Source organism: Embleya australiensis, from assembly GCF_051903075.1.
Classification (GTDB): domain Bacteria; phylum Actinomycetota; class Actinomycetes; order Streptomycetales; family Streptomycetaceae; genus Embleya.
Map to the genome: position 1 here is coordinate 497520 of NZ_CP182422.1, position 24496 is coordinate 522015.

At 72.6% G+C, this 24496-nt stretch carries 25 protein-coding genes; 15 read left to right on the forward strand and 10 right to left on the reverse strand.

Features of this window, described 5'->3' with window-relative positions; translation table 11 throughout:
• Positions 1–7: 7 nt before the first annotated feature.
• The gene (locus ACMXN5_RS02015; RefSeq protein ID WP_439673713.1) at positions 8–937 is read right to left on the reverse strand and encodes a Gfo/Idh/MocA family protein; all 930 of its coding nucleotides are present in this window, start codon (positions 935–937) and stop codon (positions 8–10) included.
• A 200-nt stretch (positions 938–1137) separates the two neighbouring features.
• Between ACMXN5_RS02015 and ACMXN5_RS02020 the strand changes: the two genes are divergently transcribed.
• Positions 1138–1878: a L,D-transpeptidase family protein gene (locus ACMXN5_RS02020; protein ID WP_439673714.1), complete on the forward strand. Its 741-nt coding sequence runs from the start codon at positions 1138–1140 to the stop codon at positions 1876–1878.
• Between the two features lie 29 nt (positions 1879–1907).
• On the forward strand, positions 1908–2426 hold the full coding sequence (locus ACMXN5_RS02025; RefSeq protein ID WP_439673716.1) for an HD domain-containing protein: 519 nt from the start codon (positions 1908–1910) through the stop codon (positions 2424–2426).
• Between the two features lie 6 nt (positions 2427–2432).
• Here the strand turns inward: ACMXN5_RS02025 and ACMXN5_RS02030 are convergent, their stop codons facing one another.
• Positions 2433–3176: an SDR family NAD(P)-dependent oxidoreductase gene (locus tag ACMXN5_RS02030; RefSeq protein WP_439673717.1), complete on the reverse strand. Its 744-nt coding sequence runs from the start codon at positions 3174–3176 to the stop codon at positions 2433–2435.
• Between the two features lie 141 nt (positions 3177–3317).
• Between ACMXN5_RS02030 and ACMXN5_RS02035 the strand changes: the two genes are divergently transcribed.
• On the forward strand, positions 3318–3833 hold the full coding sequence (locus ACMXN5_RS02035; protein WP_439677930.1) for a GNAT family N-acetyltransferase: 516 nt from the start codon (positions 3318–3320) through the stop codon (positions 3831–3833).
• A gap of 86 nt (positions 3834–3919) precedes the next feature.
• Positions 3920–4921: an acyltransferase domain-containing protein gene (locus ACMXN5_RS02040; protein ID WP_439673718.1), complete on the forward strand. Its 1002-nt coding sequence runs from the start codon at positions 3920–3922 to the stop codon at positions 4919–4921.
• Positions 4922–4967: 46 nt separating this feature from the next.
• Here the strand turns inward: ACMXN5_RS02040 and ACMXN5_RS02045 are convergent, their stop codons facing one another.
• Together ACMXN5_RS02045 and ACMXN5_RS02050 are read right to left on the reverse strand one after the other, a co-directional pair.
• Entirely contained in the window at positions 4968–5282 is a 315-nt protein-coding gene (locus ACMXN5_RS02045; RefSeq protein WP_439677931.1) for a DUF4240 domain-containing protein, read from the reverse strand.
• 79 nt (positions 5283–5361) lie between these two features.
• Complete coding sequence (locus ACMXN5_RS02050) at positions 5362–5994, reverse strand: TetR/AcrR family transcriptional regulator (protein ID WP_439673719.1); 633 nt, start codon at positions 5992–5994, stop codon at positions 5362–5364.
• Between the two features lie 134 nt (positions 5995–6128).
• Between ACMXN5_RS02050 and ACMXN5_RS02055 the strand changes: the two genes are divergently transcribed.
• The 5 genes from ACMXN5_RS02055 to ACMXN5_RS02075 all read left to right on the forward strand — a co-directional run bounded on the left by ACMXN5_RS02055 (position 6129) and on the right by ACMXN5_RS02075 (position 10166).
• Positions 6129–7022, forward strand: a complete 894-nt coding sequence (locus tag ACMXN5_RS02055) for a Vgb family protein (protein ID WP_439673721.1) — start codon at positions 6129–6131, stop codon at positions 7020–7022.
• Between the two features lie 236 nt (positions 7023–7258).
• Entirely contained in the window at positions 7259–7441 is a 183-nt protein-coding gene (locus ACMXN5_RS02060; protein WP_439673723.1) for a hypothetical protein, read from the forward strand.
• Between the two features lie 42 nt (positions 7442–7483).
• The gene (locus tag ACMXN5_RS02065) at positions 7484–8233 is read left to right on the forward strand and encodes a hypothetical protein (RefSeq protein WP_395786949.1); all 750 of its coding nucleotides are present in this window, start codon (positions 7484–7486) and stop codon (positions 8231–8233) included.
• Positions 8230–9159, forward strand: a complete 930-nt coding sequence (locus ACMXN5_RS02070; RefSeq protein WP_395786948.1) for a DUF6895 family protein — start codon at positions 8230–8232, stop codon at positions 9157–9159. Before ACMXN5_RS02065 ends, ACMXN5_RS02070 begins: the two co-directional genes overlap by 4 nt.
• Positions 9156–10166 (forward strand): serine hydrolase domain-containing protein, encoded by a 1011-nt coding sequence (locus tag ACMXN5_RS02075; RefSeq protein ID WP_439673724.1) that lies wholly within the window; start codon positions 9156–9158, stop codon positions 10164–10166. Before ACMXN5_RS02070 ends, ACMXN5_RS02075 begins: the two co-directional genes overlap by 4 nt.
• 74 nt (positions 10167–10240) lie before the next feature.
• On the opposite strand, the gene ACMXN5_RS02080 is transcribed toward ACMXN5_RS02075, so the two are convergent.
• Together ACMXN5_RS02080 and ACMXN5_RS02085 are read right to left on the reverse strand one after the other, a co-directional pair.
• The gene (locus ACMXN5_RS02080) at positions 10241–11932 is read right to left on the reverse strand and encodes a dihydroxyacetone kinase family protein (protein ID WP_439673725.1); all 1692 of its coding nucleotides are present in this window, start codon (positions 11930–11932) and stop codon (positions 10241–10243) included.
• 217 nt (positions 11933–12149) lie between these two features.
• Positions 12150–12494, reverse strand: coding sequence for a S26 family signal peptidase (locus ACMXN5_RS02085; protein ID WP_439673726.1), 345 nt, complete (start codon positions 12492–12494; stop codon positions 12150–12152).
• A gap of 121 nt (positions 12495–12615) precedes the next feature.
• On the opposite strand from ACMXN5_RS02085, the gene ACMXN5_RS02090 reads away from it, so the two are divergent.
• Complete coding sequence (locus ACMXN5_RS02090) at positions 12616–13071, forward strand: hypothetical protein (protein WP_439673727.1); 456 nt, start codon at positions 12616–12618, stop codon at positions 13069–13071.
• A 114-nt stretch (positions 13072–13185) separates the two neighbouring features.
• On the opposite strand, the gene ACMXN5_RS02095 is transcribed toward ACMXN5_RS02090, so the two are convergent.
• A complete protein-coding gene (locus tag ACMXN5_RS02095; protein WP_439673728.1) occupies positions 13186–13989 on the reverse strand; it encodes a hypothetical protein in 804 nt (267 codons plus the stop codon).
• An 82-nt stretch (positions 13990–14071) separates the two neighbouring features.
• Here ACMXN5_RS02095 and ACMXN5_RS02100 point away from each other — a divergent pair, with 82 nt between their 5' ends.
• The 4 genes from ACMXN5_RS02100 (at position 14072) to ACMXN5_RS02115 (ending at position 21852) form a co-directional block, all read left to right on the forward strand.
• Positions 14072–15022: an antibiotic ABC transporter ATP-binding protein gene (locus tag ACMXN5_RS02100; protein ID WP_439673729.1), complete on the forward strand. Its 951-nt coding sequence runs from the start codon at positions 14072–14074 to the stop codon at positions 15020–15022.
• Positions 15019–19635 (forward strand): caspase family protein, encoded by a 4617-nt coding sequence (locus tag ACMXN5_RS02105; RefSeq protein ID WP_439673730.1) that lies wholly within the window; start codon positions 15019–15021, stop codon positions 19633–19635. The genes ACMXN5_RS02100 and ACMXN5_RS02105 overlap by 4 nt, the downstream gene beginning before the upstream one ends.
• Before the next feature lie 110 nt (positions 19636–19745).
• Positions 19746–20390 carry a LysE family translocator gene (locus ACMXN5_RS02110; protein WP_439673731.1) on the forward strand — a complete coding sequence of 215 codons (645 nt, stop codon included), beginning with the start codon at positions 19746–19748 and terminating at the stop codon, positions 20388–20390.
• A 34-nt stretch (positions 20391–20424) separates the two neighbouring features.
• Complete coding sequence (locus ACMXN5_RS02115; protein ID WP_439673732.1) at positions 20425–21852, forward strand: amidase; 1428 nt, start codon at positions 20425–20427, stop codon at positions 21850–21852.
• Positions 21853–21855: 3 nt separating this feature from the next.
• Here the strand turns inward: ACMXN5_RS02115 and ACMXN5_RS02120 are convergent, their stop codons facing one another.
• The gene (locus ACMXN5_RS02120) at positions 21856–22551 is read right to left on the reverse strand and encodes an MOSC domain-containing protein (protein ID WP_439673733.1); all 696 of its coding nucleotides are present in this window, start codon (positions 22549–22551) and stop codon (positions 21856–21858) included.
• Between the two features lie 187 nt (positions 22552–22738).
• On the opposite strand from ACMXN5_RS02120, the gene ACMXN5_RS02125 reads away from it, so the two are divergent.
• Positions 22739–22894 (forward strand): hypothetical protein, encoded by a 156-nt coding sequence (locus ACMXN5_RS02125; RefSeq protein WP_395786939.1) that lies wholly within the window; start codon positions 22739–22741, stop codon positions 22892–22894.
• 77 nt (positions 22895–22971) lie between these two features.
• On the opposite strand, the gene ACMXN5_RS02130 is transcribed toward ACMXN5_RS02125, so the two are convergent.
• Together ACMXN5_RS02130 and ACMXN5_RS02135 are read right to left on the reverse strand one after the other, a co-directional pair.
• Positions 22972–23349, reverse strand: a complete 378-nt coding sequence (locus tag ACMXN5_RS02130) for a VOC family protein (protein ID WP_395786938.1) — start codon at positions 23347–23349, stop codon at positions 22972–22974.
• 97 nt (positions 23350–23446) lie between these two features.
• The gene (locus tag ACMXN5_RS02135) at positions 23447–24460 is read right to left on the reverse strand and encodes a zinc-dependent alcohol dehydrogenase family protein (RefSeq protein WP_439673734.1); all 1014 of its coding nucleotides are present in this window, start codon (positions 24458–24460) and stop codon (positions 23447–23449) included.
• Positions 24461–24496: the final 36 nt, after the last annotated feature.

The following is a 24496-nucleotide window of genomic DNA, read 5'->3' on the forward strand; positions in this document are numbered from 1 at the left end:
CCGGGGCCTACCCCACCCGAACCGTGCGCCCCTCGCGCCGGGACACCACACACGCCTCGGCCACGGCCTGCGCCGCGAGCGCGTCGACGCCCGGACAGGGGCTGGCGATGCGACCGGCGGCCATCGCCACGAACGCGGCCAGCTCCGCACGGTAGGCGTCGCCGAATCGGGTCAGGAAGTCGCCCTCGGTGACGCCGCCGCAGGCATGGGTCCCGGCGGTGCCGGCCAGTTCCAGCCGCACGTCGTAGCCCGGCTCGTGCCGCCGGCCCGCGTGCGCGGTGCCGAGCGTGCCGTCGGCGAGCCGGAACAGCACCGCCGACACGTCGACGTCGTCGTGCTCCCGGAACACCGCCGCGCCCCGGTTCGCCCCGATCGCGGTCACCTCGACGATCGGCACACCGGTCACCCACGGCACGATGTCGAAGTCGTGGATGTGCGTGTCCCGATAGATGCCGCCCGAGGTCGGCACGAACGCGGCCGGCGGCGGCCGGCGATCCACGCTCACCGCGTGCACCCGGGTCACCGTGCCGAGCACGCCGGCCTCGACCGCCGCCCTCGCCGCGACGTACATCGGGTCGAATCGGCGCTGGAAACCCACCTGAAGGCCGGCCCCGCGCGCCTCCACATACGCCACCGCCTCGCGCGCGACGATCGGGTCGAGCGCGATCGGCTTCTCGCACAGGATCGGCAACTTCGCGTCCGCCGCCGCCCGCAGCAGCCCGACGTGCGCCGAGGTCGGCGCGGCGACCACCACGGCGTCCACCGCCGCGAACACCTCGTCGAGCCCGACCGCCGCGACGCCGGCCGCCCGGGCGAACTCCTCGGCCCGCCCCCGATCCACATCCGCGACGACAACCCGCTCGACCGCCGCGATCCCGCTCAACGCCCGGGCGTGAAACCCCCCGATCCGCCCGACCCCGATCACTCCGACCCGCATACCGCCCCCTTGCACACCCACACCACCCGGGCCAACCGGACCACCGAAACCCAACCACACCCGCACCCACGCCCCGAGCCCCGTCCACCCGCACCACGCCCACCATCGAGTGACCCCGAACACCACCGACCGAGTGGCACCGGCGAACACACCGCCCGCGCTGCCGGAATGACTCGCCCGATGGGGGTAGTCGTGGAGGAATGACCATCCCCCGCCGCTCGCTGTTCCTGACCGTCCCGGCCGCACTGGCCCTCTCCGGCCTGCCCTCGGCCCGGAACTCGGCCGCCGGCGCCCCGGATTTCGCCGCGACGCTCCCGCCCGCGCCCGCCCGACCCGGCGTTCCCCTTCCCGCGCCCATCGGCGCCCGCCTGGCGGGGCACATCCCGCCCGAGACCGCCCAGTTGTTGCTGGTCGTCGGCGACGACCGGGACGCGGACTCCGGCACCGCCTCGTTCTGGACCCGCGAGTCCGACGGCTGGCGGCCCCGCGACGCGTGGCCCGCGCACAACGGCCGGGAAGGCTGGACGTTCGACCACCACGAGAACGACCTGCGCACGCCGATCGGCGTGTACACCCTGACCGACGCCGGCGGCCTGCGCCCCGATCCCGGCGCCCGGCTGTCCTACGACCGCTCCGACGATTTCGCGATCGACGGCACCGGCTTCGCCGGCGAACCCCTGGCCGGCACCTTCGACCACGTGATCGCGATCGACTACAACCGGGTACCCGGGACCTCGCCGCTGGACCCGGTCCGCCCGCGCGGCGACGAGTTCGGCGGCGACATCTGGCTGCACATCGACCACGGCGGCGCCACCCACGGCTGCGTCACCCTGCCGCCCGAGGCGCTGGTGTCGCTGCTGCGCGTCCTGGACCCGGCCGCGCACCCGGTCGTGGTGCTCGGCGACGGCCCGGCGCTGGCCCAGGACGGCCCCGCTTCCTGACCTCGCGGCAGGGCTCTTACCCTGTCCGGGTGACCTCCGCCAAGCTCCGTCCGCTGCCCGCCGAAGTGATCACCCTGCTGGATCAACTCACCCCCTGCCCCCGCCTGGTCGAACATCTGCGCATCGTGCACGACGTCGCGTGCCGGCTGTGCGACTGGGTCGCGGCGACCTTCCCGGAACTGGCCTTCGACCGCGACGCGGTGCTGTTCGGCGCCGCCACCCACGACATCGGGAAGACCCTGCACCCGGAGGAGTTGTCCGGGCCGGGTTCGTGTCACGAGCAGGCCGGCTACGACCTGCTCACCGCCCAGGGGGTGTCCCCGTCCCGAGCCCGCTTCGCCCGCACCCATGCGGCCTGGAACCCGACCGACCCGGACGAACTCCTGGTCAGCCTGTCCGACAAGGTCTGGAAGGGGAAGCGGGTGGCCGCCCTGGAACAGGACCTGATCACGCTCCTCGCGACCGCCTCGGGCCGCCCGGAGTGGGAAATCTTCCAAGCCCTCGACGACTTCGTGACCACGATCGAAACCGACTCGCTCCTGTTCTGACCCCACTCAGCGCGGCAACCGCCGCCACAGCCCCCGCGGCAGCACCCGCATCCCGGCGAACACCGGCCGCAGCGTGCCCGGCACCCACACCTCGCCCCGGCCCCGCACCAGCGCCCGCACGGTCGCGTCCGCCACCTGCTCCGGCGTGCTGGACAACGGCGCCGGCGACATGCCTCGGGTCATCCGTCCCACCACGAACCCGGGCCGGACCAGCAACAGCCGTACCCCGCTGCCCGCGAGCGCGTCGGCCAGACCACTCGCGAAGCCGTCCAGACCGGCCTTGGCCGAGCCGTACACGTAGTTCGCCCGCCGTACCCGGACCCCGGCCACCGACGAGAAGACCACCAGCCGGCCGTGCCCCTGCGCGCGCAACACGGCGGCGAGATGGGTCAGCACGCTCACATGCGCGGTGTAATCGGTGTGCACCACCGCGACCGCGTGCGCCGCGTCGACCTCGGCCCGGCGCTGATCGCCCAGGATGCCGAACGCGGTGACCACGACGTCCAGCGCCCCGTGCCTGGCGATCACGTCGTCCAGCATCGGCCGATGCGTGGCCAGATCGTCCGCGTCGAACTCGACCCGATCCACCCGCCGGGCGCCGGCTTCGAGCAGCCGCGCCTCCTCGTCGTCGAGGTCGTGACTGCGCCGCGCCGCCAGCACGACGGTGCGCGCACCGCGGGCGATCAGCCGCTCCGCGACCGCCATCCCGATCTCACTGCGGCCTCCGAGGACCAAAACGGTTCCACTCACGGGCACAGTCTGCCGGATTCCCGGCCCGGGCCCGCTCCCCGTACTCGGCGCCGACTCAATAGCCTTGTCCGCGTGACGCCGAACCCGAATCCGAACCAGGCCGCGCGCACCGACCCGGCCCCGGACCCCCGACCCGTCGTACTGCGCGGAGCCGAGGCCGCCGCGTCCGCGGCCGAACCGCTGCGGGCGATCCTGGCCGAGCTGATCCACGACGGCGCCGCACTCGGCTGGGTGGATCCGCCGGACCTCGCCGAGGTGGGCGACCTGCTCACCGGCCTCGCCGAGGCACAGCGGTCGGGCGACGCCGCGCTGCGGTTCGCGTACGCGGGCGAGGAGCTGCTCGGGTTCGGCTACTGGCGGCGCTACACCCGGCCGACCCATCGGCCCAACGCCGACCTGGAGAAGCTCGCGGTGGCGCTGCCCGCGCACGGTCGCGGCATCGGCCGGCGGCTCACCGAGGCGTTGCTCGACGACGCGCGGGCCGCGGCGGTCGAGATCCTCACCCTCGACGCCCGGGGCGACAACGTCGGCGCACTGCGGCTGTACCGCTCACTCGGCTTCGTCGAGTACGGGCGGCTGCACGACTTCGTCGCGGTCGGCGCGCGCCGCTACGACAAGTACTTCTACTCGATCGACCTGCGCGCCTCCGTCGCGTGATCGGCCGCCGCCGGGGCCGCCGGGCCGAGGCCGGCGCGGAGCCGGGTCGCCCGCATCCGCAACCACCACCGGCCACGCCCCCGACCGTGCCGGGCACCGCGGCGCTGCTGCGCGCGGACGCGCCGGCGGCGGCCTGGGCCGCGGCATTGACCGAGGCCGAGGTCGACAGCCGGATCGAGGTCGAGCTGCCCGCCGGCGACCGGCTCGCCGCGGTGCTCCTGGACCTGTCCGTCCCGCACGAGGACGTCAACGAACTGCTCTCCGCCCGGTCCGCGCTGCTCGCCGACCCGGTGCTGCGCGAGCTGTTCGAACGGGCCGTCCGGGTGCTGGTGGCCGACATGGGCACGCCCACGCGGCGCCGCCCCTTCCCGCCGCTGCCGGCCGCGGCGGGCGCGGGGGCCCGGTGGTTCCACGTGTACGTGTACGTCGCCGCGCTCCCGCACGTACTGGCCCACCACCACGGGCTCGGCATCCCACCCGAGGTGTCCCGCCGCACCCTCGCCGACCTGGGCCGGCACATGGCACTGCATCGGCGCAGGCACGGCTCGGGCGGACTGAGCGCGCGGCACTGGCCCGGCTACCACTTCCGCGGCGAGCTGTACCAGCTCGGCCGGCTCCAGTTCCAACGTTCGACGATGCGCGAGACGGCAGCGGCGAGCGCCACGGCGTTCGGGCTCGACCACGGCCCCGAGGACCCCGCGCTGGAGCTGCACATCCCGGATTTCCTCGGCCCGATGTCCCCGGCGGCGTGCGACGAGTCGTTGAACCTCGCCCGCGAGTTCTTCCCGCGCCACTACCCGGGCGAGCGCTACAGGGTCGCGGTGTGCGGTTCATGGCTGCTCGACCCGCAGCTACGCGAGTACCTGCCGGCCGAGTCCAACATCATCCGCTTCCAAAGCCGCTTCCACCTGTACACAGACCCGACCGGACCGAAACCGGACGACACCGCCCCCATCGGCTTCATCTTCGGCAACCCCGACCTACCCACCACATCCCTCCCCCAAGACACATCCCTACAACGCGCCATCACCACCCACCTACACACCGGCCACCACTGGCACGTCCGCACCGGCTGGTTCGAGCTGTAACCCCACCCCGACCCAGGACCATCCAGGCAGCCCCCGCCACGCCGGCTCAGCCCTCGGAAGCACCCAGGAACAGCGCCGCCAGGCACGGCAGGCGCCGGTACATTTCCGCATCGTCGTCGACGTCGAAGCCCTCCCCCACCAGAGCCGTCCCGACATCGTCGGGGCAGGTCGAGGCCCGCAGCGCACTCGCCCGCCAGAACGCCTCCTCGTCGCCCCCGGCACGCGCCTCGGCGAGCACTACGGGCAACCCGGCCAGGCCATCCGGATCGAGCAGCGCGGCCTCGTACGCCTCCCGCCCCTGGGCGATCAGCCCCGCACGGAAGTCCATGAAGGCGTCGTCGGAGCAGCCGCCCCCGATCAGGTAGGCCGCGGCCCACGGATCCCATCGGTAGAGCGCGTCACACGCCTCGTGAAACCGATCATGGCCGTCGGCGCCGACATCACGGCCGGTCGGTGGGTTCGGCGGCTGGGGTGGCTCGGACGAAGACGCCGGCGCGGGCCGCTGCCTCGGCTGCGTCGGCTGCGCGGCGGGCCTGGTCGGTGTCGACCGGTTCGCGGGTGATGAACAGGCGGTAGTACAGCGCGCCGACGGCCGTGCGCACCACCTCGCCCGCGTCGGTGCCCGCCGGCAACTCCCCGCGCTCGACCGCTCGTTGCACCACCACCTCGGCCTGGGCGAGTCGACCGACCAGAAAGCCGTGCAGTGCCGCGCCCGTGGTCGGATCCCGCACCGCCGCTCCCACGAGGGCCCGTGCGATCGGCCCGTGCCCGGGGTCCTCGAAACCCGACACCACCATCGCGGTGATCGCCCGCAGATCGTCGCGAAGCACACCGGTGTCGGGCAGCGGCCACGGCTCCTCCGCCGCGAGGTCGAGCGCGTCGGCGGCCAGCCCGGCCGCGTTGCGCCAGCGCCGGTACACCGTCGTCTTGTGCACCCCCGAGCGCACGGCGACCGCCTCCACGGTCAACCCGTCGAAGCCCTTGTCCGCCAATTCGGCCAGCGTCGCCCGCCGCACCGCGTCCCGGGTCCGCGCGGTGCGCCCCCCGGGCCGCGCCTCACCCACACCACTCACCCGACACCCCAAAAGCAACCCGGTTGCATTAGCAAAGCTCCATCCGTCATACTCATTCTAACGCAACTAGGTTGCATTAGATCCGCTCGCCCGTAAGCACCCGCCCGCGTCGCACCGCACGAGAGAAGGCTCGGATGACCACCCCCGCCGCGATCACCGGACTCCCGGTCGCCGACCGCGAGTCCGGCCCGTACTCGATCGCCGTCGGCCCGGACGGCGCCCTGTGGTTTACCCTGGTGCACGCCGGTCGCGTCGGCCGACTGGACCCCGCCGACGGGCAGACCACGATCCACGATCTCGGCGACCCGACCTGCGGCCCGACCGTGCTGGTCGCGGGCCCCGACGACGCGCTGTGGTTCACCGAGTACGAGGCCCACCGCATCGGCCGGATCGCCCCGACCGGCACGGTGACCCACTTCGACCTGCCCACCGCCGATTCCGGGCCGTACGGGATCACCCGCGGCCCCGACGGCGCGCTGTGGTTCACCGAGACCACCGCGAACCGCATCGGCCGGATCACCACGACCGGCGCGGTCACCACGTTCGACCTGCCGATCCCGGCCGCGTTCCCGTCGGCGATCACCACCGGCGCCGACGGTGCGCTGTGGTTCACCCTCAACGCCGCCAACGCGCTCGGCCGGATCACCACGACCGGCGCGGTGACCGTGTACCCGCTGCCCACCCCGGGCGCGGCCCCGGTCGGGATCGCGGCCGACCCCGACGGCTCGGTGTGGTTCACCGAGATCGGCGCGGGCGCGATCGGTCGCCGCACGGCGGCCGGCGAGTTCACCGAATTCCCGCTGCCGGACCGGGAGTCTCGCCCGCACGCGGTGGCGCTGGACGCGGCCGGCCACTGCTGGTTCACCGAATGGGCCGCGAACCGGGTCGGCCGACTCACCCGGGAGGGCACTCTGACGGAGTACGACTTGCCCGGCGTCGCCGCCGAACCGCACGGCCTCACCCAGGGCCCCGACGGCGCGATCTGGGTCGCCCTGGAGGCCGGCAGCCTGGCCCGCGTCGAGCCCTGAATCACCCGAAAACCGCTGGTGAACGCCGATTCACCGCCCCGGTCCGCCGCCCCTTCCCGGATCCGGCCCGACGCCGAACACGCCCCCCGTGCGCCCCTGTACGCGCCCGCGCACGCGAAACGAACCGCAGGCGACACCAATCACGAAATGGTGCAAAGCATGACAAAAAGTGCCTATGGTCGAAGACACGGGGCGTCGCCGAGCCCGGCGATGTGGTTACCACGAGGGAGCACACGATGCTTACTCAGCACGTTCGTCAGTCCACACCGGTCCACGCCGGTACCGTCGCGACGCTCATGATCGAGCAGGAGACGACCATCAGCGACGCTCCGCTGTGCGTGCCGGAAGACTTCGGCGGCGGCGTCGGCCTGCTGCTGGCCGGCCTGCTCCTGTCCCCGAAGCCCCCGAAGGAGCGGTGACCCGGACGAATCGTCCGTGACACCACCGGTTCCGACGGAAAGTTGAACACCACCATGCCCTTCGCCGGCACCTCGCCACACGAGGACTACACGGCGGCGGTCGAGCGAGTGGCAGGCCAGGCCCTCGGCGTCCTCATGGACGCCGGGGGCGCGGTCGTGCCCGCCGGATTCGCCGCCGACGACCTGCACACAGCACAAACCCGCGACCCCGACGCCGACTTGCCCGGCCTGCGGGTCCTGGGCTCGGACGCGCTCGCCCCCCACGTCCTGCGCGGCACGCCCGTACCGACCGATCGAGCCGAGGCCGCCGCCAGGGCGTTCGCCGTCTTCCCGCCCGACGCGGTGGGCGCCTCGCCCGACACCGCGTGGATCGTCACCTGGCGCGACTGGGCGACCGCCCGCACCCTGACCCGCTTCGGCCTGACCGTGGACGTGCCCGTCCCCGGGGACGGCGCCCAGGTCGCGGACGCGTCGTCCTGGCAGACCTGGTCGGTGCGCATGGCCCAACTGTCCTCCCTGGCCCTGCCCGGCTTGGACGGCCCCATCCACACCGCCGCCCGCGAGGGCGCCGAGGCCCTGTCCCGGGGGCTGGTACGGGCGATGTTGCGCCGCGACTACCGCACGGCCGCCCGGATCGCCCGCTGGCTCGCGTGGGTGGCCGCCGACGGCGTCGCCCCGCCGCTGGACCTCGCGCCGCTGCTGCGCCACGTCCGGCTGTTCGGCGGCGGCAGCACCCGTACCGTGCTCGACACCCGTATCGCCCAACACGTGACCGGGCTGGAGGGCTCATGAACGCCGAGGTGCTCAAGACCGCGCACACCATCGGCTCGCGGGCGTTGCGCTGGCTGCACGACAACGCCGGGTTCGGCACCCTGCCCACGCACACCATCGTCGACTTCAACGACCGCGACGGCGCGTACAAGCCGCTCGGCGAGACCGCGCTGGCCACCTCCCTGATGTTGCGCGAGGGGGTCGCCGGGCCGGGCGACCTGGCCACCGCGCGCAACCTGATCGGCTTCGCCTGGGAGCAGTTCCAGTGCGGCAACTTCCTCTACGAGCGCCAGCTCCGGCACCCGCTGATCACCGATCCGCTGGAGACGTACGCGCACTTCGCCCGGGCGGGCCTGCGGCACGAGCCGATGGATCGCCTGCAGGAGCACCTGGCCGAGTTGCGCTCGGTGCAGGGGATCGAACTGATGCCCAACCGGCGGCTCGCGGTGGCCAACGCGAGCCGGGTCGCCGGATCGAACCGCCGATTCGACTGGGCGGCGCTCGCCGCCGACACCTGGTTGGGGCTGACTCCCGAGCCGTGGCTGATCGACTGGATGACCGCGTACTGCATGACCCACACGGTGTTCCACGTCACCGACTGGGGGGCGCATCCGGAACTGTTGCCCGCCGAGATCCAGGACTATCTGCGGCTCTGGTTGCCGGTGTGGGTGGACATCTGGGCCGAGGTGTCGCAGTTCGACCTGGTCGGCGAGTTGTTGGCGGTCGACGCGTGTCTGACCGAGCCGGTCTGCGACGCGCAGGGCTGGGAGCGGCTCGCGGCGGCACAGCACGAGGACGGGCTGCTGCCGCGTGACGCGGATCCGATCGACGAGGACCCGAAGCAGGCGTTCAAGGACCACGAGCACACCGCCGTGGTCGCGATCGTCGCCGGCACCATCACGCTGGCGCGCTCCCTGGGTACCGCAACGGCCCCCGTTCCCGCGTGAGCGAGTCGTCCGCACGGTTGTTGGCACCGCTGTTGCGGACCGTGCCCTCGGCCGGCGCGCTGGTCGTGGGCACGGTCCGGGCGGGCGAGTCGTCGGTGGTGTGCCGAGGGCCCGCGGTGGACGCCGACGCCCGGTTCGAACTGGGCTCGGTGACCAAAACGTTCACCGCGCTGCTGTTGGCCGACGCGGTGGCGCGCGGTGAGGCCCGCCTCGACGATCCGCTGATCACCTACCTGCCGCTCGGCGCCCGGCCGCGCTGGTCCTCGGACGTGACCCTGCTGCATCTGGCCACGCACACCTCCGGATTGCCCCGGCTGCCGCCGGGCACGCTGCGCACGGCGTTGCCCGCCTGGTACTCGAACCCGTACGCGGGCTATACCGAGCAGCGCCTGTTCGCGTTGCTCGGCCGGACCCGGCCGCACGCGCGTCCGGGCACCCGGGTGTTGTACTCCAACCTGGCCGTGGCGCTGCTCGGACACGCGCTCGCCCGTGCCGCAGGCATGCCCTATCCGGACCTGGTGGTGGCCCGGCTCGGAGTGCCACTGGGGCTGACGATGACCACGTGCGACCCGAACGGGCCGCAGGTGACGGGGTATCTGCGCGGTCGACCCCGGCCGCCGTGGGACATGCCGGGGTTGCCCGCGGCGGGCGCGCTGCGCAGCAGCGGCACGGACCTGACCCGGTATCTGGCCGCGCACCTGGATCCGTCCGGGGTGCGACCCGCCTCGCTCGCCCGCGCGTTGATCGAGGTGCGGCGGCCTCGGCTGATCTGCCCCGACAGCGGTGATCGACTGTGTCTGGTGTGGAATCTGCGGGTGCGTCGGGGGCACGATCTGATCTTCCATGGCGGCGCGACGCGCGGGTTCACCACGTTCGTGGGCTTCAGCCCGCAGAGGGGGGTCGGGCTCGCCGCACTGGTGAACCGGGCGACGGGGGATCGGGGACCCTTCATCCAGGTCGCGTACGACACGTTGCGGGCGCTCGCGGACGACGCCGGGCCGGGCTGAGTCCTCCCCCGCACATCGGGGCGAGCCGATACCTCGACCGCCGCGGCCCGGATCCGGGCCGCGGCGGTCGTGCGCTATGCCCCCTCGTCCTCCGCGTCCAGGGCGTCGGCGACCGCGCGCAGCCAGATCACCACGGCCTCCGCGCCCGGGTCGACCGTGCCGATCGCCCGGTCGCCGAGGTAGCTGCTGCGGCCCCGGCGGGCGCTGTGGGTCGCCGTCTCCTCGGTGCCGGCGGCGGCCGCGTCGATCGCCTCGGCCAGGCTCGCGCCGCCGACCAGGGCCTCGCCGGCGGGCACGAGGGCGTCCAGCATGGTGCGGTCGCCGACCCGGGCCCCGCCGAGTTCGCCGACCGCCCGGGCGCCCGCGGCCAGCGCCTCGCGCCACCCGTGCGGTGACGGGTCGGCCTCCACCGCGCTCGCCGCGCGCAGCAGGAGCACCGAGTACAGCGGCCCGGAGGTGCCGCCGAGGGCGCGTCGTACGGTGTCGGCGAGCCCGCGCAGCACGGCGGCCGGGTCGCCGCCGCCATAGCCGGGCAGCTCCCGCCGGACGGCCTCGGCGCCGCGGGCCAGGCTGATGCCCAGGTCGCCGTCGCCGACGATCCGGTCCAGCTCGGTCAGGTGCGGCTCGGCCTCGGTCAGCGCCGCGCACGCCGCCTCGACGGCGCGGGTGAGCGGAGTCGGCTCGGTCAGCGCGGTGCCGGCGTCGGCGGTGCCGGGAGCGGGGGCCGCCGGCAGCACGGTGACCTCGCCCACCCGGCCCACCACCGGCGTCGGCCACGCCGGCGCGGAGGTCGCCGCGTCGAGGCGGGTGAGCCGGGCGTCGTCGACCCGGAGCAGGGACAGCGAGACGCCGGCCATTTCCAGGGCGGTCAGAAACGATCCGCGCCAGGCCCGCTCCAGGACCAGACCCCGGCCGGCCAGGTCACGCACGGCGCCGCGCAGCACGATGTCCAGTTCCATGGTCGGGGTGCCGCCGAGGTTGTTGACCAGCAGCGCGACCCGGTCGCCGGCTTCGAGGCCGGTCTCCGTCACGATCCGGTCCAGGAGTTCGGCCACGAACGTGTCGGCGGGCGCGATCTTGTCCCGGCGTACCCCCGCCTCGCCGTGAATGCCCAGGCCCAACTCGACCTCGTCCTCGCCGAGTTCGAAGCCCGGCTGCCCGGCGGCCGGCACCGTGCACGGGCTGAGCGCGACGCCCATCGTGCCGATCGCGCGGACCGCCGCCTCCGCCTCCGCCCGGACCTCGGCCAGCGTCGCGCCCGCCTCCGCCGCCGCTCCCGCGACCTTGTGCACGAACACGGTGCCCGCGATCCCTCGCCGGCCGGCGGTGCCCTCCCCCGCGGCCAGCGCCACGTCGTCGGCGACCACCACCACCTCGACCGCGATCCCCTCGGCGCGGGCCAACTCGGCGGCGAGGCCGAAGTTGAGCCGGTCGCCGGTGTACGACTTGACCACGAGCAGCACCCCGGCGGGGCCGGCGACGGTGCGGATCGCGGCCAGGATCGTGTCGGTGGCCGGGGAGGTGAACACGTCCCCCGACACGGCGGCGGTCAACATCCCGGGCCCGACATATCCCGCGTGCGCGGGCTCGTGGCCGGCGCCGCCGCCGGAGATCACCGCGACCCGGCCGCTCTGCGCGTACGCCCGCGCGTCCGCGCGCAACGCGACGTTCGCGCCGTCGAGCAGGGCGATGCCGGGGTTGGCCAGCGCCAGCCCCTCCAACATCTCGGGGACGACGTCGCGGGCGGAATTGATCAGCTTCTTCATGGCTGCATCTCTACCTGGCAGCGCCGCGGACGAATCCACCGGGTCGTCCCGAATCACGGGCAACCGGACGGACGGCGTACGCGTGTCGATCATCGGGACCGAAGGTCCCGGGGCGCGGTGGATCGCCGTCCGGCGGTCGTGCCGCCCGGCCCGTGGCGGGAGTGGTTCCTCCCCAGGACTTCCGCCACGAGCCGGACTCCGGTCGGTGCGGCGGCACTCACTGGTCCGCGGGCACCGATTCGCGGATCTTGCGGCCGGCGCCCGGACGGGGTACGCCGTCCACGGACACACAGATCCCGTAGACGCGGGCGTACGAGGTCCAGCCGTTGGTCCGGCCACGATTGTTGCTGATCTGGACGCGCGAACGGGTGACATCCAGTGCGGAGACCAGGTGCAGGTACATCTTTCCCGCGACCCTGGCCAAGACGATGTCCCCGAGAGCGAGACGGGCCGGGTCCACCGGCGCGACGGTCACGAGTTGGCGACTGCGGATAAGCGGGGCCATGGAGGTCCCGCGCGGGCGAAACTCGACGGTGGCGCCGCGCGCCACCTTGGCGGCCATGCTGTCCATCATTCCCATCGCGGAACAGGATGACGGATGAACGCCGAACCGGCCACGGGTTTTTTCGCCCGCCGGCCGGCCCGACGAACCAACCCTCGACGATCCACCCGAAAGGCCACGGATGAGCTCCCGACCGCACCACTACCGATTCGCCCACGTGGTCTTCCGCTCGATCGCGCTGCGCAACGCCGCCGGGCTGCTGGCCGCACCGCTCGACGAACTGAACGCGCGCACCGCGGACCTATGGGTCGGCGTCGGCGGCGAACTGCCCGAGGAGCAGCGGCTGCCCGCCGACGGACTGGCCCTGTCGCACGTGCCGCTGGGCACAGGGACCGCCCTGCTGGTGCGCTTCCCGCCCGCGCTGCATCCGCCGGAGGCGCACTACGCGCTGCTCCTGGGGCCGGATGTGGTGGGCGAGCCGCGCTACTTCGTCCTGGAGGAGAGTCTCGACATGTTCACCCGTGCGCGGGTCACGGTGCTCGGCGCCTGGAACGCGGACACCCATCTCAATCTCGGGCCGGGCCCGGTCGCGGAGGCGGACGCCTTCGTGGCGGCGGTCGCGGCGCGGGTGGGGTAGGGCGGTGGGCTTGGCGCGGGTGGGGTAGGGCGGTGGGCGTTGGGGCGGTCTTTGGCATCGGGGCGGTCGGCGTAGGGCGGTTGGCTTGGCCGCCCGGGTTCGCCCTCGCGCGGGTCAGCGGGCCGGGCGGTCGGCGGTGGTCGCGCGCCAGGGGGCGGTCAGTGCGTCCCGGTCCGCGGCGGACATCAGGTGGGGCGCGCCGAGCGCCATCGCGGCGTGCAGCAGGGGGGCCAGGGCGTCCGACCACGGCTCGGCCATCACCTCCTCGCTCTCCCCGTCCTCCTCGTCGTACACCGTCTCGAACGCCGTCGGACCACCGCGTTCGCGCGCCGCGGCCCGCACGGTGGCGGACACCGCCAGGAACCCCCTGCCGATCGGGGAATCGGCCGGGCCCGCGCCGGGGATGGCCAGAGTGGCGGAGTGGTCGCGGTCGAGGTAAAGCGCGGCGTTCGGCTCACCGGCGAGCCAGCGAATCCAGGCCGCGCCGTAGTGGGCGGCGGCGCCCGGGATCGAGGCCGCGGCGAGCCGGGCGGCGGCCTGCGGGGTGAGCGCGCGGGCCGCGTCGAGCACGTCCACCACCGCCGCGCCGTGCGGGCCGAACAGCGCGGACGCGGGCAGTTCGGCGAGCACGTCCACCGTGAACGCCCGGATGTACTTGGCGGGTTGGCGCAGCGCCTCGTTGGCCTGCGTCAGCGCCGCGCGCTCGGCGTCCGTCCCGGGCGGGGTCACCGCGACCCGGTACAGCCGGCCCGGCCACCCGCCGACGATCACGCTCGTCAATTCCCGGTCGACCACGATGCACGGCGGCTCGAAGTCCGCCTTGGCGATCCGGCGTCCGACGGCCGCACCGGCCATCGGCCCGGGGCGCGCCTCGCGTACGAAGACGAAGCCTTCCTCGGGAGGGTCGGTGCGGATCATCCGCCCAGCGTAGCCCCGGCTTTCGGGCCACCGGCCGCGCGCCGCCGGCTAGGCTTGCCGCAGACATCAGGGGGAGGGGTCCGTGACCAAGGTCGTTTTTGTACACGGCGTCGGTAAGCAGTACCTGAGCGAGGACTCGCTCGCTCGTGACATGGTGCCCGAACTGCGGGGCGGGACCCGCCTGGCCGAGGGGCCGGTGCCGGCGGCCGAGGAGGTCGGGGTGGCCTTCTACGGCGACCTGTTCCGGCCGGCGGGGACCCGGTCGGCGGGGGATGAGCCCTTCGACGCGGCCGACGTGGTGGACGACGACGAGTTCGACCTGCTGATGGCGTGGTGGGCGGAGGCCGCGCGGGTCGATCCGGGTGTGCCGGGTCCGGACTCCGGCGGTACGCGCGGCACGGCCGGCGCGGTCGGCTCGCGGGCGGTACGGCTGAAGGCGGTGCGGGCGGCCCTGGACGCGCTGACCGGCGCGCGCTTCCTGACCGGCGTGCTGGACCGGGCGCTGATCGGCGACCTGAAGCAGATGGTCCGCTATCTCACCGACGAGGACATCCGGGCCCGGGCCCGGGCCCGGGTCGCGGCGCGGATCACCCCAAAGACCCGGGTGGTGGTGGCCCATTCGCTCGGGTCGGTGGTGGCCTACGAGACGTTGTGCAACACCTCGCACCGGGTGGACACCCTGGTCACCCTGGGCTCGCCGCTGGGGATGCGCGCGTTGGTGCACGACCGGCTGCGTCCGGCCCCGATCGAGGGCATGGGGTGGTGGCCGCAGGGTCTGCGGGCCTGGACCAACATCGCCGACTCGGGCGATGTCGTCGCCGTGGTGCGCGAGTTGCGGCACACCTTCGGCGAGCGGGTGCGGGACGTGGTGGTCGACAACGGCAGCCACATGCACGACGCGACGCGCTACCTGACGGCGGTGGAGACGGGGACGGCGATCGTGGCCGGGTTGCGCGCGGACGAGTCGGACCGGTTCGACGCACGGGCCGAGGCGCTGCGGTGGGCGGCGGGCGGCACCGGGTCGGGCGAGTGAGCGAACCGCGCCGATATCTGGTTGCGGCCGGGACGCGGCACTATTGCGAACTCGGCGAACTGCGCGGCGCGCACCGGGATGTCGGGCGGATCGTGGACCTGTTCGGGGCGATGGGCTACGAGCGGGTGCTGGCCGAGGTGTCACGCGACCCGGACGCCGACGAGTTCGAGAATGCGCTGGCGGACTGGTGCGCGGGTGGCGGGTTGACGGCGGGTGATGTCGTGGTCGTGTACTACGCCGGCCACGGCGACCCGCCGATCGCCGGCCCGTATCGGCTGGCCTGCGCGGGCTCGGTGGCGACCCGACCGCGCACGTGGTTGTCCTTGGAGAACCTGGCGGCGATCCTGGCCGAATCGCCGGTCCGTGACGTGCTGTTCATCGTCGACGCGTGCCATGCCGGTCTCGGTGCGGACGAACTCGGCGCGGTGACGGCGGCGTTCGCGGCGACCCGGGCGCGTGGTGAGGAGCCCGGTTCGGGGACGTGGGTGCTGGCGTCGGCCCGGCGTCGGGAACTCGCGTGCGATGAGGGCCACTTCGTGACCGAACTCGCCCGCGCCCACGCGGCGGGCGACGGAGCCTCGCAGCGCCGGCTGTCCCCCGCGCTGCTCGCCGACCGGATCAACCGGGCCTTCGTCACCGCCGGGCACACTCAACGCGCCGTATGCTCCGTCACCGACCAGTCGATCCAGCCCCCGTTCTTCCCGAACCCGGCCTTCGACCCGGCGGCCGAGATCGGTCCGGACGGCCGGGCTGAGGGCGAAGTCGGGGACGTGACCGCGCACTTCGAGCCGCGCGGACGCGGCGTGGAACACGTGCACGACCCGGGCTCGTACTTCACCGGCCGCGCACACGCCCTCGACGTGGTCCGCACCCGCCTGGCCGGCCCGGGCGGACGCGGACCGCTGGCCGTCACCGGCGCGCCCGGCTCGGGCAAATCGGCGCTGCTCGGCCGGATCGTGCTCGAAGGCGACACCTCCGGCGGCGCATCTCCGATCGACGTGTCGATCAACGCCCGGCATCAGACCATCGACGCGCTGATCGGCCGCCTGGCCGGCGCGGCGGACGTGCGCGCGTCGAGCGTGGACGCGTTGTTGGCCGCGCTGGCGGGCCGGCAGGCGCCGTATCGCGTGGTGGTGGACTCGCTGGACGAAGCGGGCCCGGGCCACGACATCGTCGAGGCGCGCCGGATCGCGTGGGAACTGCTACGGCCACTGGGCGACGTGCCGTCTGTGCGGTTGGTGGTGGGGTCGCGGCGCGAACTGCTGAGCGACTGGTGCAAGCACGCCCCGATCGTGGACCTGGACGCCGACACCTACGCGGACGACACGAGCGTCGCCGACTACGTCGAGCGCATCCTCACCGACGTGCGGTCGCCGTACACGGACGCCCCGGACACGGCGCGCGTCATCGCGGGGGCGGTGGCCCGACGGGCGGGACGCTGCTTCCTGGTCGCCCGGATGACGGCAAGCGCCCTGCTGCGGCAGGAGCCGGTGAATGTAGCGGCGTCAGGCTGGGCCGACGCACTCCCCTCCGACGTCGACGGCGCGTTCCGCTCCTACCTGGAGCGCCTGCCGGCGGCCCGCCGCGCCACGGCGTTGACCCTGCTCACGACTTTGGCCTTCGCCGAGGGCCACGGCCTGCCCCGCGCGGGCGTATGGACGGCGGTGGCGTCCCGACTGTCGGGCGCGGCGGTATGCGAGCGCGACATCGACGAGTTGGTGGACGAGGAAGGGTCCTACCTCACCACGGTCGACGTAGGCGGCCACCGCTATTTCCGCCTCTACCACCAGGAGTTGACCGACCACCTGCGCGAACGGGCGCTGTCCTCCCGGACCCTCACGGACATCCAGACGTGCTTCGTCACAGCGCTGCTGACCCTGACGCCTCCCTTACCCGACCGCACGGGCCCGAACTGGGCGAAGGCGGAGCCCTATGTCCGCTACCACCTGGCGACGCACGCCGGAGCGGCGGGCACCATCGGCGAGCTGATCTCGGACCCGGCGTTCGTGTTGGCCGCCGGCCCGCTGGACCTGCTGCGAGCGGTCCGCCGCGTCCGAGAGGACTCGATGGTGCCTCTGGTGATCGAGCGGTGCGCGGAGGTGTTGCGGAAGCGGGAGCAGGATCGGGCCGCACATCTGGCGTTCGTCGCTCGGGCCAACGGCGAGCACGACTTCGCCGACCGGGCCCTGGCTTTGTCGACGTCTGCGGAACGGGTGTGGATGGAGCCGCGGTCGGTAACGCCGCATCAGGTGATCGGACACCACGGCACCGGGGGGTTCTCGGTCGACGAGATCGACGACAACTGGTGGATCGAGGAACTGCGGCCCCGGAATCGCTCCTTGGTGTTGGCGCTCCCTCCTGCGGCGACATGCCTGCATGTGTGGGTCCCCGGTGATCAAACCGCAGCCAGGACGCTGCCGCACCCGAACGAGTTGCTCGCCGCCGCGGCCTTCGTGGACGCGCACGATCGACCCATTGCGGTCACTCTCGATGACGACGGCCAGGTACGAACGTGGAACGTCGACGATGTGACATGGCTGCCGTGCGCACACGACGCCGAGTACCGGTCGATCCTCGCCGCAGGCCTCCTGAACAGTGGAACAGCGGTTGTCGCCTGCGAGGGATGGGACGGCGTCGACGTTCTGGACGTGACGACCGGGCACGTCGTCCGGCGAATCGACCACCACTCGGCCGAGTTCTCACCGCTGGTCGGATGCGCTCTCATTCGCACGCCGGGATCCCCTGTGCGGTTGCCGTTGTTCGAGGCGGAGTCCGGCGCCATCGTCCTGTACGACCTGGAGGGGGATCCGTCGGCCCCTCCCGAAGTCCTCGTCGATGGCCTTCACGCTCGGCCCGACCTCGATATCGCCGAGAATTCGAGGGGGGAGACCTTTCTCGCACTCGTGGAAGAGATAGGGAGCACGACAACGGTGACCCTGGTCCGCATCGGCGGCCCATCCCTATCGTTCGATCTCCCCGGGGAATCGATCTTCGGCCGGTGGGGCGCCTTTGTTCGGTTGGATGACGATCCCACCTACATCGTGGGCGATGTGTCCTCGGTCAACATCTTGCCGATGTCCGGTCTTCCCGTGGGCTCCACCCAGCTCGACTGGAAACCCCTCTCGGTCGCCACCGAGGGAGACAACGGTCGCGTCATCGTCATCCGGACCGGGTGGAAAGGTGCGGTGCACATCGTCGATGCGGCCGATGGCACCCCACTCGGGGCCCCCCTTCTCGGCCACGAAAGCGCGGTGTGTGCCCTTCGGGTACTCGGTTCGTCCTCGTCCGACGGCTTGAACATCCTCGCGGCGGGAGCCGACGGCACGGTTCGGCTGTGGAATTGGCAACCCCCGACGACCACCGTTCCCGACGCCGGCGCCGCGCGTCGACCCACGCCCGTGTCCGTCGAGGCGCGGTCCGTACGGAGTTGGGGAGCACGACCGGACCGGATCCTGGTCACGTCCCGTCTGGGCCTGCGAACGCTCGACCGCGAGCCGTTGGACCACCCCGACAGTGCGATGAGCGGCGACGTGCTTCCGGGTTTGCACAGGCCTGCCATCACACAGCACCACGAAGACGACGACGGTGTGGTCTCCATCTTCCAGACCTCCCACAACGGGAAGGAGGGTACGGAGGACGCAGATTCCTCCGGCTCGACCGTCTGGCACCGGTTGAGCCCCGACGGAGGGGTGCGAACCACTCGACTCGCCTTCCCGAAACACATGTCCATGATGACGAAAATCCACCTGATCCCGCCGTCCGCGACCCATCCGCACATACGGCTCGTCTCCGTCGATCCCAACCTGGACACTGTCGAGTTCACCACGCCGGACCGCCGTCCCGGAACAGCCTGGCCGCTGTCCGCCGCAGTCAACCACGCGGCCTGGTGCAGTTCGACCGCCCTGGCCACATCGACCGGCCGGGCGCTACTCCTACTCGCCCAGGGAATCGAGACATCGGACACCGGGGAACTCTTGTCCCCGGAGATTCGCACCCGAGACGCGGTAACCGGTAATGCGCACGACCGCTTCGAGACACCGAATCCGGTGATGAGGATGCTGCCGTTCCATACCCGAACCGGTACCCGTCATGTCTCCTGCGTCGACTACCGGGGTGACTACGCCGTTCTCGACCTGACCGACAGGCGCATGTACCGGGTCGGCATGGGGCGTCGCCTCCCCGCCGCGTGGTGGACGCAGGTGGACTATGCCGACCAACACGACATGGCCTGGGTGCGTCTTCCCTCGAACGACGCGTTGTTGCTCGCCACGGGTCGCGACGACGACCTGTCGGGTGCCGATTCGGTCCACATCTGGAACTCCGCCTCCCCGAACGACGTCGGCCGCCTTGCCGTCCCTGCCAAGCGCCTCCTCTGGACCGGCAACTCCCCTGACGGCGAAGCTCTCGTGTTGGTCGACGACGAGCACGGCATCACCCTCTGTCATCTCCCGGACGGCAACCCGATCTGGCGCACGCCCCTGCCCGCCCGGATCAACGGCGCCACGCTCCTCGCCGACTTCGACATCGCGCTCGCCACCCAGCAGGGGGTCGTCCTGGTCCGGCCGCGGATCTCCGCTGCGTGGCGGCGGCGGCTCGGGCTCGGGCGGGGGTGAGCGCGGCTGCCGCGCGCACGGGACAACTCGGTTGCCGGGAAAAGGCTGAAGGCGACAGAATTGCGGATTGCAAGTGACAGGCGGCCGGTGGTGCGACAGCGGGGGCACGTGTGATCGAGACAAGCGCAGTAGTCGGGGTCAGCGCCGTAGCGTTGGGGATGGTGCTCACTCCCGGGCCCAACATGATGTACGTGACCTCGCGCAGCATCACCCAGGGCCGCCGCGCCGGCATGGTGTCGCTGCTCGGTGTGGCGCTCGGGTTCATGATCTACATGTCGATGGCCAACCTCGGCCTGTCCGCCGTGTTCCTCGTCGTGCCCGAGCTCTACCTCGCGGTCAAGCTGGCCGGTGCCGCCTACCTCGGCTGGCTCGCCTGGCAGGCGCTGCGGCCCGGTGGCGTCTCGGCGTTCGCCCCGCAGGAACTGGCGCCCGACTCCAACCGGCGGCTGTTCACCATGGGGCTGCTGACCAACCTGCTGAATCCCAAGGCCGCGATCATGTACCTCTCGCTGATCCCGCAGTTCGTCGACCCGAAGGCCGGGCACGTGCTGCTTCAGGGGTTCGTGCTCGGCACCATCCAGATCCTGATCAGTCTGACGGTGAACGGCGTCCTGGTCCTCGCGGCCGGCTCGATCGCGATCTTCCTGACCAAGCGGCCGTCGTGGCTGCGCATCCAGCGCTACGTCATGGGCACCGTGCTCGGCGGCCTCGCGGTCAAGCTGGCCACCGACCGGAGCCACCCCGCCACGGCCTGACCCATCGACATCCCCACTCCAGGAGCGGAGCGGTATGCGGCTCGACGAGTACGCCCGGTACGACGCAGTCGGTCTGCGTGACCTGATCCGGAGCGGCGAGGTCACCGCGGCCGAGGTCGAGCAGGCCGCCCGGGAGGCGATCGAGGTCGCGAACGCCGAGCTGAACGGGCTCGCGCTGCCCGTGTTCGAGCCGGCCCTGGACCGCTCCCCCGACCCGGACGCGCCGTTCGCCGGCGTGCCGTTCCTGATCAAGGACTCCGGGCCGGTCGCGGCCGGCGTCCCGTTCTTCCTGGGCAGCCGCGCGGTGCCCGGGGTGGTCATGCCGCACGACAGCGAGTTGATGAGCCGCTTCCGGGCCGCCGGTCTCGTCACCCTCGGGCTGACCACCGCGCCGGAGATGGCGATCAGCTTCGCGACCGAGTCGGTCAAGTACGGCATCACCCGCAACCCGTGGGATCCGGAGCGCGGCGTCGGCGGCTCCAGTGGCGGCGCGGCGGCCCTGGTCGCCGCCGGCGCGGTCCCGATCGCGCACGCCACCGACGGCGCGGGCTCGATCCGCGTGCCCGCCTCGGCCTGCGGACTGGTCGGGCTCAAGCCCACTCGGGGGCGTACCCCGTGCGGCCCCGACCTGGGCGAGTCGTTCTTCGGGATCTCGTACAACTTCGCGCTCACCCGCACCGTGCGCGACACCGCGCATCTGCTCGACGCGGTTTCCGGTCCGGCGCCGGGCGACAAGTACGGCGCGCCCACCCCGCTGCGGCCCTACGCCGCCGAACCGGGCGCCGACGTACCGCCGTTGCGGATCGGCGTGACCACCCGGGCGTGGTCCGGCGTCGCCGTCGACCCCGAGGCGGCGGGGGCGGCCACGGCGGTCGCCGGGCTGCTGGGCGAACTCGGCCATCGGGTCGACGAGGCGAGCCCGGTGGTCGACTGGGAGAGCGTGCTCGACGGGCTGGTGCCGGAGGTGGTGTCGTTCGTCGCCGCACCACTGCTCGGCGCGCCCCGCCCGCCGGACCCGGCCAAGCTGGAGGCGGTCACCCGGCAGATCCTGCACGACGTACACGCGGTGACCGCGCTCGACCTGATCGCCGCGTTCGACGCGCACAACCGGGTGTCCCGCTCGGTCGGGGCCTTCTTCGCCGATCACGACCTGCTGATCACCCCGACCCTGGGGCAACTCCCGGCACCGCACGGCACGTTGGACTTCGACGACCCGAAGCACTCGGTCCGGGGTTGGCTGGAGACGATCTTCGCCTACGGCCCGTTCACCGCGCTCTTCAACGTCACCGGCCAGCCCGCGATCAGCCTCCCGCTGGGGCACAGCGCCGACGGCCTGCCGATCGGCGTGCAACTGGTGGCCCCGTTCGGCCGCGAGGACACCCTCCTTCGGGTCGCCGCGCTGCTCGAACAGGCCCTGCCCTGGCACGACCGCGTCCCGCCGACGTTCGTCGGCGGCCGATAGCGGCTACTCGCCGTCGGAGACGAACTGCACCGGGATCACCCCGGTGCGCTTCCGGGCCACCTCGCGTGCCTCGCCCGGCAGTTCCTCGACGTCGATCAACCGGGGCAGCAGGTCGGGCTCGATGGTCAGCGCCCGAAAGCACACCCCGACCGTGAGGTCGTGGTCGGGCCGAGAGACCACGGTGATCGGGTCCCCCGCGCGCACCTCGCCCGGTTCCAGCACCCGCAAGTAGGTTCCGGGCAGGGCGCGTTGGGTGAATCGGCGGACCCAGCGCCGCTCGTCCAGCCAGTGGGCGAAGGTCGAGCACGGGATGCGCGGGACGGAGACCTCCAACAGCGGACCCGCCGCGCCGCCCACCCGCCAGCGCTCGCCGATCAGGGCCGCCTCGACGTCGAGGTCGGTCGTGGTCAGGTTCTCGCCGAAGCTGCCGTTGGCGAGTTCGCGGCCCAGGTCGGCCGCCCACAAGTCCAGGTTTTCCCGGGCGTAGGCGTATACCGCCTGGTCGTTGCCACCGTGGTTTTGCCGGTCGTAGATCTCGTCGCCGACCAGTCCGCTGCCGTGACCGCCGTATTTGGGCCCCGGTGGTCGCACGGCGACCGCGTGGTCGACCGGCCGCTTGTCGATCCCGGTCAGGTCGATCCCGGCCTTCACCGGGTTGGCGCGCGGGTGGGCCAGGTTCACGGAGAGGACGTGAGACATACCGGCAGGCTACCCGCTCCCTCTCAGCGGGCCTCGGCGGGCCGATTCGGCGGATTTCCTGGGGAGTTCCGGGGGATTCGGCCCGGCCGAACCGCGTATCCCGGTCCAGACCGGGGCAAACACCTGTTATCGGCGCCCTCGGGGACGCCGACGCCCGCGTTTCCGGGCATCAGGGAGGGACCACGACATGAGCGCGCTGTCGAAGACCGTGAAGAAGATCCAGGGGTACATCCGCCGCAATCCGCGCCAGGTCGAGCAGGGCAAGCGGCACCTGCGCGACCGACTCACCCGCCGTCGCGGCGGCAACAGCGGCTCCGGCCACCCGCCGACCACCTCGGCCTGACCTACCGAGCCGGGGCGAACGCGTCGGCCCGCACCCGCGCACCGCTCGCGAACGCCCCCTCGACCAAGGCCGATCGCTCAACCGATCAGCGTCGCCTTCGCCCGTACCACGCAGAACTCGTTGCCCTCCGGGTCGGCGAGCACCGTCCACGACTCGGTGCCGGTCTGGCCGACGTCGACGCGGCGGGCGCCGAGCGCGATCAGCCGCTCGATCTCCGCGTCCCGCTCGCCGGGACCGGCGCCGGGGGTCAGGTCGAGGTGCAGTCGGTTCTTGACCGTCTTCACGTCCGTCACCGGCATGAAGCAGATACCGACCGGCGCTCCCGGCTCGGTGCCGATGACCACCTCGCGTTCGCGCTCGGACAACACCTGCCAGCCCAACACTTCGGCCCAGAAACGCGCGAGTCCGGGCAGATCGTGTGCGTCGATGACGATGTGATGCAAGGAAATGGCCATGCGCGCCATTGTGCGCGCGGCGGTCGGCCGGACCAACCGGGTTTCGCCCACCGCCGCGCACCGGCCGGCCGTTCGTCCCCACCCGACGGATCGTCGCTCAGCCGTGGTTCACGACCACGGTGCCCACGAAGCCGCCCTTGACGTGGTGGCGCAGCGCGTCCGGGATCTCGTCGAAGCCGAACTCGCGGTGGATCGTCGGCCGCACCCGCCACGCGTCCACCGCGCGGTTCATCGTCTCGAACGCCGCCCGGTTGCCCACCGCGAGCGGACGCAGCACCGCGCCGGCGTTGAAGAAGTCGGTCGGGGACGGCGTCCGATCCGGGGCGTCCGTGCCCAACCAGTGTCCGACGAAGGCGATCTCGCCGCCGAGCGCGGTCGCCGCGAGCGACTGGGACAGGTCCCCCACGACGTCGACGACACGGTCCACCCCGCGCCCGCCGGTACGCCGGCGCACCTCCTCGCCCCACCGGGGGTGCTGCCGGTAGTCGACCACCTCGTCGGCCCCGAGCGCCCGCAGTTGCTCCGCCTTGTCCGGGCTGGACGTGGTGGCGATCACCCGGGCGCCGGACCGCTTGGCGAACTGCACGGCGAACAACGACACACCCCCGGTGCCGAGGGTCAGCACGGTCTCCCCCGGCATCGGCGCCCGGCCGCCGGTCAGCGCGTTCCACGCCGTCACCGCGGTCAGCGGCAGCGCGGCGGCCTCGGCGAAGGACAGGTGCGCGGGGATGTGCACGAGCGCCCGCTCGTCCGCGAGGGTGTACTCGGTGAACATGCCGTCGCGCGAACTGCCCAGCTGGGCCGCGTAGTCCAGGCCGAACGGCCCGTCGATCCAGTCCGGGAAGACGGTGGCGGCGACCCGGTCCCCCGGTGCCACCCGGGTCACCCCGGCGCCGACCGCGACCACCTCGCCGACCCCGGCGCAGCCCGGGACGACGTCCGGCCGCACGGGCAGCGGATAGTCGCCGGCCAGGACGAGCAGCTCGCGCAGGCTGATCGAGGAGGCCCGGACCCGGACCAGCACCCGACCCGGACCCGGCGCGGGCTCGTCGTGGTCCCGCACGGTGAGTCCGTCGATTCCGGCGCCCGGCTGCAGGTGGTAGCTCTTCATGGTGGTGCCTCTTTCGTGTTGCGACGATGGTGCGAC